The 12402-nt window shown below is 71.2% G+C and carries 10 protein-coding genes and 1 pseudogene; 8 read left to right on the top strand and 3 right to left on the bottom strand.

The features are described 5' to 3' along the window. The 4 genes and pseudogenes from ACIA47_RS30415 to ACIA47_RS30400 form a co-directional block, all read left to right on the top strand. Nucleotides 1–663: FG-GAP-like repeat-containing protein (locus ACIA47_RS30415; RefSeq protein WP_396711700.1), on the top strand; the 663-nt coding region annotated here is incomplete at its 5' end. A 232-nt stretch (nt 664–895) separates the two neighbouring features. Beyond that, nucleotides 896–1369: pseudogene (locus tag ACIA47_RS30410) on the top strand (snapalysin family zinc-dependent metalloprotease); the annotation flags it as partial. A gap of 18 nt (nt 1370–1387) precedes the next feature. After that, nucleotides 1388–2077 (top strand): S1 family peptidase, encoded by a 690-nt coding sequence (locus tag ACIA47_RS30405; RefSeq protein WP_386996617.1) that lies wholly within the window; start codon nt 1388–1390, stop codon nt 2075–2077. Between the two features lie 125 nt (nt 2078–2202). After that, a complete protein-coding gene (locus ACIA47_RS30400; protein ID WP_396711698.1) occupies nt 2203–2859 on the top strand; it encodes a hypothetical protein in 657 nt (218 codons plus the stop codon). 13 nt (nt 2860–2872) lie between these two features. Here ACIA47_RS30400 and ACIA47_RS30395 read toward each other — a convergent pair whose 3' ends face one another. After that, nucleotides 2873–3703, bottom strand: coding sequence for a DUF3152 domain-containing protein (locus ACIA47_RS30395; protein ID WP_396711696.1), 831 nt, complete (start codon nt 3701–3703; stop codon nt 2873–2875). A gap of 137 nt (nt 3704–3840) precedes the next feature. Here ACIA47_RS30395 and ACIA47_RS30390 point away from each other — a divergent pair, with 137 nt between their 5' ends. Beyond that, entirely contained in the window at nt 3841–4341 is a 501-nt protein-coding gene (locus ACIA47_RS30390; protein WP_112602767.1) for a SigE family RNA polymerase sigma factor, read from the top strand. Further along, nucleotides 4338–5096, top strand: a complete 759-nt coding sequence (locus ACIA47_RS30385; protein WP_396711694.1) for a hypothetical protein — start codon at nt 4338–4340, stop codon at nt 5094–5096. The genes ACIA47_RS30390 and ACIA47_RS30385 overlap by 4 nt, the downstream gene beginning before the upstream one ends. 14 nt (nt 5097–5110) lie before the next feature. Here the strand turns inward: ACIA47_RS30385 and ACIA47_RS30380 are convergent, their stop codons facing one another. Continuing rightward, nucleotides 5111–7885 carry an ATP-binding protein gene (locus ACIA47_RS30380; protein WP_396711692.1) on the bottom strand — a complete coding sequence of 925 codons (2775 nt, stop codon included), beginning with the start codon at nt 7883–7885 and terminating at the stop codon, nt 5111–5113. A 204-nt stretch (nt 7886–8089) separates the two neighbouring features. Between ACIA47_RS30380 and ACIA47_RS30375 the strand changes: the two genes are divergently transcribed. Beyond that, complete coding sequence (locus ACIA47_RS30375) at nt 8090–9541, top strand: M28 family peptidase (protein ID WP_396711690.1); 1452 nt, start codon at nt 8090–8092, stop codon at nt 9539–9541. A gap of 61 nt (nt 9542–9602) precedes the next feature. On the opposite strand, the gene ACIA47_RS30370 is transcribed toward ACIA47_RS30375, so the two are convergent. Further along, the gene (locus ACIA47_RS30370; protein ID WP_203117606.1) at nt 9603–10301 is read right to left on the bottom strand and encodes an SDR family oxidoreductase; all 699 of its coding nucleotides are present in this window, start codon (nt 10299–10301) and stop codon (nt 9603–9605) included. 149 nt (nt 10302–10450) lie between these two features. Here ACIA47_RS30370 and htpG point away from each other — a divergent pair, with 149 nt between their 5' ends. Further along, nucleotides 10451–12379: a molecular chaperone HtpG gene (gene htpG, locus ACIA47_RS30365; protein WP_203117603.1), complete on the top strand. Its 1929-nt coding sequence runs from the start codon at nt 10451–10453 to the stop codon at nt 12377–12379. Nucleotides 12380–12402 lie beyond the last annotated feature (23 nt).

Below are 12402 nucleotides of genomic sequence, written 5' to 3'. Positions count from 1 at the left end.
AACGGTGACCGCAAGGCGGAACCGGCGATGGCCTACGACCAGGGTGACGGCACGATGCGGATCTACCGGTGGCTGTCCGACGGTGACTCGTTCAACCGCACCAGTGACTACGACTCGGGGCCGTTCCGGCTCAGTGCGGTCGGTGATCGGATGGCGTCCGGTGACGTGGATGGGGACGGCAGGGACGACGTCGTGATGGCCTACCAGCACGGCGATGGCACGTTCTCGTACTACGTGTGGCGCAACGGCAACTCGGCTGCCCGTGTCTGGTACGACAGCGGGCCGTTCAACCTCGGCCAGGTTGGCGGGCGCCTGGTGCTCGGTGACTTCAACGGTGACCGCAAGGCGGAACCGGCGATGGCCTACGACCAGGGTGACGGCACGATGCGGATCTACCGGTGGCTGTCCGACGGTGACTCGTTCAACCGCACCAGTGACTACGACTCCGGAGCCTTCCGGCTCAGCGTCGTCGGTGACCGGATGGCGTCCGGTGACGTGGATGGGGACGGCAGGGACGACATCGTGATGGCCTACCAGCACGGCGATGGCACGTTCTCCTACTACGTGTGGCGCAACGGCAACTTCGCCGCCCGTGTCTGGTACGACAGTGGACCGTTCAGCCTGAGCCAGGTTGGCGGGCGCCTGGTGCTCGGCAACTGGTAGGCACCGACCCTGGCATGCCCACGGCGCGGCCTCCGCAGGAAGGTGCGGAGGCCGCGCCGCTGTCTGGATGCCGTGCCCTCGACCGCGCAGGTGCCGGGTGGCGCGCAACCGCCGTCGACGTCGCCGGTATGACGCTTCCGCTATGCCGAACATCGAACGCCGTCACACTAATATCGGCGTACATCGATGACCGGTGGCCGACGGCCGCCGGGCGACCGCAGGGGAGTACCCGATGTTCCGAGGACAACTGAGACGCGCGGCGCTGGCCATGCTGGCGGCGATCCTGGCGGCGGCCGGGATGCAGCTCGCCACCGGTACGCCGGCCGCCGCCGTCCGGACCGTCTACTACGACGCGAGCCGGACCGGCGAGTTCCGCACCAACTTCGACCAGGCGGCGCAGATCTGGAACAGCCGGGTCAGCAACGTCCGACTCCTGGCCGGCACCCCGGCCAGCATCACCATCTACGTCGACGACGGCTGGCCCCGCGCGCAACCGACCGGTCTCGGTTCGGGCCGGATCTGGATGGGCCGCACGGCCGTCAACCAGGGCTACGACCGCACCCGCATCGCCACCCACGAAGTCGGCCACATCCTGGGCCTGCCGGACCGGCGCACCGGCCTCTGCTCCGACCTGATGTCCGGCAGCAGCGCACCGGTCTCCTGCCGCAACGCGAACCCCAGCGCCGCCGAGGCGAGCCGGGTGAACTCGCTGTTCGCCGGCACCCTGGCCGCGCCGGCCAGCACGACGTACACCTGGAACGGCGCCTCGGACATCAGCCCGCTGGTGGTCGGCGGCCGACCGGCCACGGAGAACTACCCCTTCATGGTGTACGTCTCCGGCTGCACCGGCACTCTGATCAAGGGCAACTGGGCGGTCACCGCGAAGCACTGTTCGACGCCGTCCTCGGTGCGGGTGGGCAGCATCAACCGTTCCAGCGGCGGGACCGTGGTGCGGGTGACCCGGGCGGTGAACCACCCGAGCGTCGACGTCAAGTTGCTGCAACTGGCCAGCTCGGTCACGTACGCGCCGGCGCCGATCCCGAGCACCTCCGGCGCGGTCGGTACCGCCACCCGGATCATCGGCTGGGGCCAGACCTGCGCCCCGCGTGGCTGCGGTTCGGCCCCGGCGGTGGCCAACGAACTCGACACGTCCATCGTGGCCGACAGCCGGTGCTCCGGCATCAACGGCCCGTACGAGATCTGCACCAACAACACCAACGGCAACTCCGGCGCCTGCTACGGCGACTCGGGTGGTCCGCAGGTGCGCCGGGTCAACGGAGTGTGGAACCTGATCGGTGCCACGAGCCGGGCCGGCAACAACAACTCCACCTGCGCCACCGGCCCGTCCATCTACGTCGACCTGCCGTCGATCCGATCGTGGATCTCCACTCAGGTGGGTGGCCTGCCGGTCTGACCATCAGCGACATCGCGGGCGGGGGCGAGCGCCAGACGCGTCCCCGCCCCGGTGTGCCGGTGTCACCCACGCGATCCCACGATGCGGTACGGTGCGTGGCATATCGGCACATCGGAGGTGGCGTCATGCCTACCGTCGTCGTTCTCGCGCTGACCCTCGCCCTCGCACCCGCGCCGTCCCCGTCGGCCACCGCTAATCCGCTCGGTGACATAGTCGGCGGCGTCGGCCGGATCGTCGACGACCTGCTCGGTGGCGACACGCCGAGTGCCGCCCCGACGCCGAGCGACACCCCCACCGGGGCGGCCACGCCGAGTCGGCCACCGGTCGCCGATCAGCCCAGCCCGGTGGAACCCATCGCGATCCCCGGGCCCGCCGAGTCGGCGGGCGGTACTCCCGCACCCGCAGCCCCCGATCGCCGCACCGCTGGGGAGGGCACCGGCACCCGCGAGGCCGCCGTGCCGCCGCGCGACGGCGACACCCCCGCACCGACCGCCCCGCCGGCGCTCGCCAGTCCCACCCGGGATGCCTGGCCACCCGTGTCGTACCTGCTGGTCGTGGCGGTCCTCGCGGTGTTGGCGCTGCTGCTCCTGCGCCGCCGGGCCCCGGTTCCTGCCGCCGCCGCGCCCCGGCCGGACCCCGGACCCGTACCGGATTGCGGCTCGGAGCCGGACTCCGGCCCGGTGCTCGACAACGTCAGCCGATTGCCGACCAGTCTCAACGCCATCTACGAGATGGGCCGGCAGGACGAGCGACTCGAACAGGAGCGCCGCCGGCAAACCTGAGGGCACGCCGTCCTCACGACGCCGAGTAGGCGCCCTCACGCCGGGGGATCGCGTCGTCGTACGCCCCGACCGGCCCGCTGTAGCGGGCCTTGCCCTTCGGGTACGGCCAGGCGTTCGCGGTGCAGCCGTGCAGGCCCAGCGTCTGCTGCTGCATCACCGGTGCCGGCCGGCCCCGCCCGGGGCACCGCTCGTGGCCGTACCCGAGTTTGTGCCCCACCTCGTGGTTGACCATGTACTGCCGGTAGGTCTCCACTGTCGCGCCGTAACCCGGCACCCCCTTGACCCAGCGCGCCACGTTGAGCACCACCCGGCCACCGTTGCGGCAGGAGGTGTAGGCGTCCGGCACGTCCTGGCAGAGGGTGTCGCGGGTGCCAGGGGTCGCCAGGTAGATGGTGAAGTCGGTTGGTTCGCCGGCACCGACCCGGCGCAACCGCCACGCCCCGCCCGCCGTCCACCCGCGTGGGTCGTTCAACGTCGTGGTGATCGCCGTCGCGATGTCAGTCGCCGGCAGGCCCCGGATGTCGCGCTCCACGGCGACCCGGTAGCGCAGCAACCGGCCTGCCGTCGCGCGCCCGGGGGTCGTCTCGCCGGGGGCCACCGACCAGCGGTTACCGCCGGTGGCGGGGTAGCTGACCGGGATGACAGGCGCGGAACTGGGTCGGACCTCGGCGGCCCCGGTCGGACGACCGACAGGTGTCGCCGTTCCATTGGGCAGCGGCCCGGCGGCGACCGGGTCGGTGGCGGGTTGCCCGGCGGCGGGCAGGCCGCACCCGGTGAGTAGCGCCACCACCAGCAGCGACGCCATCGAGGCGATACCCCAGCGGCGGGTAGCCTTCGTCGACATGTCTCTCCCCTCGCGCGTCGCTCGGCGGCGGCGCGGAGGAGAAGACGGGTGACCGTGGCGAAAAGTTGATGTGACCCAGGCTCAACCTTCTGCCGACCTCGCCCGTCTCTAGCTCTGTGGCACGGGGAGGGTTAGCGGTGGCGCGGGGTGACGCGGATTTCGTCGAGTTCGCGCGGGCGGCGTCCGCGCGACTGGTGCACGCCGCGTTCCTGATGACCGGTGACCACCACCAGGCCGAGGACGCCGCGCAGACCGCACTGGTGCGCACCTACGCGTCGTGGTCGCGGATCCACGACGACGACGCCTACGGGTATGCCCGCCGCACGCTGGTCAACCATCTGGTCGACGGGTGGCGACGGCCGATGCGGGAGTACCCGACCGACGAGGTGCCGGAGCAACGGCGTGGCGACGTGGCCGACGACGTGGCCACCCGGCGCTGGCTGATCACCATCCTCGGTGCGCTCAGTCCCCGGGAGCGCGCCATCGTCGTCCTGCGCTACTACTTCGACCTGCCGGAGGCGCAGGTGGCCCGGGAACTCTCCGTATCCGTCGGCACGGTCAAGAGCACCAGCTCGCGAGCGCTGGAGAAGTTGCGCACCGCCGCGCCCCGCACGGCCGATGAGGAGGCGCGCCGATGAGCGAGCTGGACCGGCTCCGCCACGCCATGCGGGCGACCGAGCGCCCCGACGCCGTGCTCGATCTGGACACCGTGATGCGCGAGGGACGTCGGCTGCGTACCCGTCGGCGCGTCGCCCGAGCCGGGGCGACGACGCTCGCGACCGGCCTGACCGCCGTGGTCGTGGTGGTGGCGGTCGGCGCGTCCGGGCCCGGCGATCCGGCGCCGACCGAGCATTCACCGCCGGTCGCCGTCGCTCCACCGTCGGTCGGTGTCTCGCCGTGGGCGGAGAAGTCGCTGGGCTCCACGCCACCGCCGACGGTGGGCCGCGACGAGCCGCCACCGAAGCCGCTGGGCCAGATCGTGGACAGCGGGGTGCGGCACGGCGCCGAGCGTCGGGTCTACTACTTCGTCCCGGTGTCCGTGCCCGGCGAACCCGAGGTGTCCATCGGACTGGCCGCCGGTCGGCAAGCTCCGGACGGCTCGTTGAGCACCGACATCCTGGTCAACGACGTGGAGGGTAGCGACCGCAGCGCTGGGTTCCACCAGATCGGCTACGACGAACGCTTCGCCGCGCCGGTGCCCACCTTCGGTTACTTCGTCGGTCCCGCCAAGCGGATCATCGGCACCGTCGGCGGTCGGCAGGTCGACGCCCGGGTGGCGCCATGGAGTGGCGACAAGCAGGTGCTGATCTTCTGGTTCGACCCGGCGCGGCTCACTCCGGGGGAGCGGCTGGACGGCATCATCGCCCGCGACGCCAGCGGCCGCCGACTCTGACGCACCGTCGACGCTCAGGCCAGTCGACGCTCGATGGTCACCGTCGTCCCCTCGGCGGTGGAGACCAGCCGCACGTCGCCGTAGGCGTTCATCAGCAGCGCGCCGCGCCCCCGGTCCATCGCCGGCCGGCGGTCCCGCCAGGTGCCGAAGTCCCGGACCGAGACTCGGACCAGGCCGCCACCCACCTGGACGCGCACCCGCACCTCCGGGCGGCTGGGCCGCTGCGCGTGCTCGACGGCGTTGTTCATGGCCTCCGAGGCGGCGAGCAGGAGATCTTCCAGCACGTCCGGGTCGACGTCCAGCTCGCCCAGTGCGCCCCGGACGTCCCGACGCATCGCGGCGGCGGAGGTGGGTGCGGACGGGTACGTCCATCCGACGTCCAGGAGGTCGCCCAGCCCGTCCGGGTCGGCCGGCCCCTCCACGACCACGGACGCGTCGCGGACGGGTTCGACCACCGGGGTCGGCGGAACGGGGCCGACCGGGGCGGGTCGGGCCGACGGCGCCGGGGCAGCGACCGTCGTCGGGTCGCCGCCGATCACCGCGGCCGGGGTGCGGTCGCGGGCGCGGCGGATGCTGGCCCGGATCCGGGCGATCAACTCGGCCGCGGCGAACGGTTTGACCAGGTAGTCGTCGGCGCCCAGGCTCAGGCCCTCCACGCTGGCCTCCCCGCCGGCACGGGCGGAGAGCACCAGCACCGGCAGCGTCCGGGTCGTCGGGTCGGCGCGTAGCCGGCGCACCAGGTCGAAACCGTCCAGCACCGGCATCATCACGTCGGTCAGGACCAGGTCGGGCAGGTCACTGTGGATCTCGTCGAGGGCCTGTCGGCCGTCGGTGACCGCCCGCACCCGCCAGCCCTGCCCGGTGAGCAGCCGGGTGAGGTACGCCCGCATGTCGGCGTTGTCGTCGGCGAGCAGGATCCGGGCCCCGGCCAGCTCGTCCGTGGCCGGCCGGGACGCGGGATCGGGCTCCGTCAGCGCGTCCGGTTCGGTGAGCCAGCCCATCGCCTCCTCGACGGCGGCGCGGGCCGCGTCACCCCGCCCGTCCACCGCCGGCCCGGTGACAGCGGTGCGGTGCGCCGCCGACCAGGGCAGCGTCACGGTGAACCTGCTGCCGACGCCCACCTGGCTGGTCACACGCACGTCGCCGCCCTCCAGCCGGGCCAACTCGTGTACCAGGGCCAGGCCGATGCCCGTGCCCTCGTGACTGCGCGAGCGCGCGCCCCGCACCCGGTGGAAGCGTTCGAAGAGTTTCGGGAGGTCCCGTTCCGCGATGCCGATGCCGGTGTCCGCGACGGTGAGACGCACCTCCTCGTCGTCGGCGTCGAGGGTGACCCGGATGCGGCCGATGAACGTGTACTTCAGCGCGTTGGAGAGCAGGTTCGTGACGATGCGTTCCCAGTTGACCGGGTCGACCGCGACCGGCCGGGGCAGCGGTGGGCAGCTCACCTCGAGAGTCAGCCCGGCCCGCTCGACGGCGGCCCGGAACACCCCGGCGAGCTCGGCGGTCAGCGCGGCCAGGTCGACCACCCGGGCGTCGCTGCGGGCCCGCCCGGCTTCCAGGCTGGAGAAGGTGAGCAGGCTGTTGACCAGCGTCAACAGTCGGGTGGCGTTACGCCAGCCGGTCTCCACCCGCTCCCGTTGCACCGCCGCCAACGGCGCGGTGGCGTCGGTGAGGGCGTCGGTCAGCGGGCCGAGGATGAGGGTCAACGGGGTGCGGAACTCGTGGCTGACGTTGGCGAAGAAGTCGGTCTTGACCCGGTCCAGTTCCGCCATCGCCTCGATCCGGCGCCGCTCCTCCTCGTACTCCTGGGCGTTGCGCAACGCCACGGAGATCTGCTGGGCGAGCAGTTGGTGGAAGGAGCGGTACGCCTCGTCGAGCCCTCGGCTGGGGCTGACTCCGGCGAGCAGGACGCCGAGCGGCTGATCCTCGTCGGCGGAGGGCAGCGGCAGCGCCAGCGCGGTACGGACCGGGTCGTTCCACGGGCCGGCGGGCAGCGGCAGCCGGTTGGCGACGTCGGTCACCTGGGTCGCCCGGCCCTCGGCGGCGTCCGTCAGCCCCCAGGCGTACGCGGGCGGGCCCGGGTCGGTCAGCTCGACGGCGTCCGGCAGGGCCCGAGCGTGCCCCTGGTCGCCGCCGGTGCAGGCGACCCGGCGCAGCGCTGTGCCGTCGCGCAGGTAGATGGCGGCGAACGGCACGTCCAAGGGGTGGCCGTCGATCACGTCGATCAGCCGAGCGCCGGTGGCGTCGACGTCGACGGTTCGTCCGTCGCCGAGCACGGACAGGTCGCGCAGGAGACGGAGCCGACGTTCGCCGACCACCTGCTGGGTGACCTCGCTGCACACGGTCAGTACGCCGACCGTGCGGCCGTCGTCGTCGCGGGCCGGGGCGTGCGAGACGCTGAAGTACGCCTCCTCGCGGTAGCCGGCCCGCTCCAGCAGCAGTTGCAGCGCGGGGACCCAGCTGGCCACCCCGGTCGCCATGGCCTCCTCGATCAGCGGGGCGAGCACGTGCCAGCCCTCGGCCAGCGTCACCCGGACGTCGTCGCCGAGCGCGGCGGGGTGCTTGTCGCCGATCAGCGCCGAGTACGCGTCGTTGTAGAGCTGGGAGTAGCTCTCGCCCCAGAGCAGCAGCATGGGATACCGGGAGGAGAGCACCATCCGGACGGCGGCGCGCAGGCTCTGCGGCCATCCGCCGACCGGGCCCAGCGGGGTGCCGGCCCAGTCCAGCTGTGCCATCAACCGCCCGGTGTCGCCGCCGCCGACGAACAGGTCAGTGCTGGGTCGCGTCACGCTCGATCCGACCCCATCGCAAGCCCCCGTTCCGGGCCCGACGCCCCCTGCCGCGTTACCTACCCATCCTGACACCTCTACTCACCTGTGCCGACGCCGGTACCCACCGTCGAACCGGCGGCGGTTCGGGACGAACGACCGATGCTCGGGAAATAGATATCTGTCAGTGTCTCGGGTATCTCTCTCCAACCCCGAGGAGCCCCCATGAGAGGCAGAACGCTGAGCGCGGGAATCGCGCTCGCCGTGTTCGCCGGGATGACGGTGTCGCTGGCCGCCCAACCGGCGACCGCGTCACCTCCGACCGCCACGACGGTGACCCGGCCGATCGCCGCGTCCGCCGCCGCGTTGGCCGCGCCGGACATCTCCATCACCAACGTCCAGGCGCACCTGACCCAGTTCAACGCCATCGCCACCAACAACGGTGGCAACCGACGGGCCGGCTCCGCCGGCTACACCGCCTCGCTCAACTACGTCAAGACCAGGCTCCAGTCGGCCGGCTACACCGTCAGCGAGCAGTACTGCTCCAGCTGCCGGTACCCCTCGAACAACCTCATCGCCGAGTGGCCCGGCGGCCCGGCCGACCAGGTGGTCATGTTCGGCGCGCACCTGGACGGCGTCTCGGCCGGTCCGGGCATCAACGACAACGCCACCGGCTCGTCGACACTGCTGGAGAACGCCCTGGTCCTGGCCGCGCAGAACCCGACCATGACCAAACGGGTGCGGTTCGCCTGGTGGACCGACGAGGAGCAGGGGCTCAACGGCTCCCGGTTCTACGTCAACTCGCTCAGCGCCACCCAGCGCGGCCACATCAAGGGTTACTACAACTTCGACATGGTCGGCTCGACCAACGGTGGCTACTTCATCAACCGGGTCACCTCGACCACGGCGGCGCCGCTGAAGGCGTACTGGGACTCGTTGGGCCTGCAACCGGAGGAGAACGTCGAGGGCCAGGGCCGCTCCGACGACTACTACTTCCAACAGGCCGGCATCCCCACCTCGGGTTACGCCGCCGGCGCCAGCGCCCGCAAGACCAGCGCCCAGGCCGCCAAGTGGGGCGGCACCGCCAACTCCGCGTACGACCCGTGCTACCACCGGTCCTGCGACACCACAGCCAACGTCAGCGCCACAGTGCTTAACCGGGCGGCCGACGGGGTCGCGTACGCGCTGTGGCAGCTCGCCGTGGGCGGCGGCACCCCGGCCTGCACCGGCGGCCAGGTGATCGGAAACGGTGGCTTCGAGAGCGGCAGCACGCCGTGGACCGCGTCCTCCGGCGTGATCACCAACGCCAGCGGCCAGCCGGCCCGGACCGGGTCGTACAAGGCGTGGCTCAACGGGTTCGGCACTACCCGCACCGAGAGCCTGTCGCAGTCGGTGACCCTGCCGGCCGGCTGCTCCACGTACACGCTGTCGTTCTGGCTGCACATCGACACCGCCGAGACCACCAGCTCCACGGCGTACGACCGGCTCACCGTGCAGGCGGGTTCGACCACGCTGGCAACGTACTCGAACCTCAACGCCGCGACCGGTTACGTGCAGCGCAGCCTCAACGTGGCCGGCTTCGCCGGGCAGACGGTGACGCTGCGGTTCACCGGCACCGAGGACTCGTCGTTGCAGACCACCTTCGTGATCGATGACGTGACGTTGCAGGCGAGCTGACCGCGTACCCGAGAAAGGGCCGCCACCGGGTCTCTCCGGTGGCGGCCCGTCGCGTCGTGGGTCAGGGGAGCTGCGGATAGAGAGCGGCGACGCCGCCGGCCAGCCCGGCCTGCACCTGGCGGCTGAGGTCGTCGGCGAGAATCTCGTACGCGTCGGCCTCGATGCCGTCCACGCCGATGCGGGCGATCGACGCCGGGTCGGACTTCGGGCCGGTGACGTCGGCGGCCATGTCGGTGTCCAGGTAGCCGACGTGCAGGCCGGCGACCCGAACGCCCCGGCCGGCGAGTTGGACGCGCAGCACGTTGGTCATCGCCCACTCGGCGGACTTGGCGACGCTGTAGGCCGGGTGGATCGGGGAGCCGAACCAGGAGAGCACGGAGAGCACGTTGAGGACCGTTCCGCCGCCGTTGCCGGCGATGACCGGCGCGAACGCCCGGATCGTCGACAGGGTGCCGATGTAGTGGGTCTCCAGCTCCAGCCGGATGAGGTCCAGGTCGCCGTCAAGGAGGTCGGTCCGGGTGTCGATGCCCGCGTTGTTGATCAGCAGGTTGACGCCGCCGGCCAGCTCGGCGGCGGCGGCAACCGAGGCGGGGTCGGTGATGTCGAGGCGGACTGGCGTCACGCCGGGTAGATCGACGCTGTCGGGGTTGCGGGCGCCGGCGTAGACGGTGGCCCCCCGGGCGAGGAGTTCGGCGGCCAGATGCCGGCCGAGGCCACGGTTGGCGCCGGTGACGAGGGCGGTGCTTTCAGCGATCTTCATGGCGGTCACGCTATCCGACCTGACTTCTGCCCATCAAAGTCAGCTATGTCACGGGGGTGGCCGGCCGAATCGGGAATACGACCCGGACGCGCCCACACCCCGACCGGTGACGACTCGTATCCTTTCCGCGAACCTTCGCACGAGCCGAGATGGGAGACGGTGTGAGCAACCAGGCCGAAACGTTGGAATTCCAGGCCGAGGCGCGTCAGCTCCTCCAGTTGGTGGTCCACTCGATCTATTCGAACAAGGACGTCTTCCTGCGGGAGCTCATCTCGAACGCGTCCGACGCACTGGACAAGCTCCGGCTGGCCACGCTCGTCGACAAGGACCTCGTCGCCGACACCGACGACCTGCACGTCGCCCTGGAGATCGACAGCGACGCCCGCACCCTCACCGTGCGCGACAACGGCATCGGGATGACCCGCGACGAGGTTGTCCAGCTGATCGGCACGATCGCCAAGTCGGGCACCGCGGAGCTGCTGCGCCAACTGCGCGAATCCGCCGACGCCCACGCCAAGCAGGATCTCATCGGCCAGTTCGGCGTCGGTTTCTACGCCGCGTTCATGGTCGCCGACCGGGTCACCCTGCTGACCCGCAAGGCCGGCGAGACCGGCGGCACCCGCTGGGAGTCCACCGGCGAGGGCACCTACTCGATCGAGGCGGTCGACGAGGCGCCGCAGGGCACCACTGTGACGCTGCACCTCAAGCCGGCCGACACCGAGGACAACCTGCACGACTACACCGCCGAGTGGACCGTCCGCGAAATCGTCAAGCGCTACTCCGACTTCATTGCCTGGCCGATCCGGATGAGCGTCGAACGCCCTGGCGCCGACGGTGAGGCCGCCACCCGCGAGGTGCAGACCCTCAACTCGATGAAGGCACTCTGGGCGCGGCCCCGCGACGAGGTCGACGCCGCCGAGTACAACGAGTTCTACAAGCACGTCAGCCACGACTGGGCCGACCCGCTCGAGGTCGTGCACATGAAGGGTGAGGGCACCTTCGAGTACGAGGCGCTGCTCTTCCTGCCCAGCCACGCCCCACTGGACCTGTTCTCCCCGCAGGGCCGCCGTGGCGTCCAGCTCTACGTCAAGCGCGTCTTCATCATGGACGACTGCGAGGCGCTGGTCCCGACCTACCTGCGCTTCGTCAAGGGCGTGGTCGATGCGCACGACCTGTCGCTGAACATCTCCCGGGAGATCCTCCAGCAGGACCGGCAGATCCAGATCGTCCGTCGCCGCCTGGTCAAGAAGGTCCTCGCCACGGTCAAGGACCTCAAGGCCAACCACGCCGAGCGCTACCGCACCTTCTGGACCGAGTTCGGCGCGGTGGTCAAGGAAGGGCTGATCGACGACACCGACAACCGGGACACCCTGCTGGACATCCTGTCGGTGGCCTCCACCAACGACCCGGCCGAGCCCACCGACCTGGCCGGCTACGTGTCGCGGATGAAGGACGGCCAGAGCGACATCTGGTACGCCACCGGCGAGTCCCGGGCCGCCATCGAGAACTCCCCGCACCTGGAGGCGTTCCGGGCCAAGGGGCACGAGGTGCTGCTCCTCACCGACCAGGTCGACGAGGTGTGGGTCGAGCGGGTCGGCACGTACGACGGCCGGCCACTGCGCTCGATCGCCAAGGGCGAGATCGACCTGGACACCGACGAGGAGAAGCAGCAGGCCGAGGCCGAGCGCGAGCAGCAGCGACAGGAGTTCGCCGGGCTGCTCGACTGGCTGGGGACCACCCTCACCGACAGCGTCCGGGAGGTCCGCCTGTCGTCGCGGCTGACCACCTCACCGGCCTGCGTCGTCGGCGACGCCCACGACCTCACTCCGACCCTGGAGAAGATGTACCGGGCGATGGGGCACGAGATCCCCACGACCAAGCGGATCCTGGAGATCAACCCTGGTCACCCGCTGGTGTCCGGGCTGCGCAAGGCCCACGAGCAGGGCAGCGACACCGCCACCCTGACCGAGACCGCCGAGCTGCTCTACGGCCTGGCGGTGCTCGCCGAGGGCGGTGAGCTGACCGACCCGGCCCGCTTCACCCGGACGCTCGCCGACCGGCTGGCCCGCACGCTGTAGGCGTAGGGGGATCGCTCGCCCGC

The sequence above is a fragment of the Micromonospora sp. NPDC051227 genome (assembly GCF_044455385.1).
Classification (GTDB): Bacteria; Actinomycetota; Actinomycetes; order Mycobacteriales; family Micromonosporaceae; genus Micromonospora.
The sequence above is the reverse complement of the archived record's forward strand: the minus strand, read 5'-3'. Positions and strand labels throughout refer to the sequence as shown.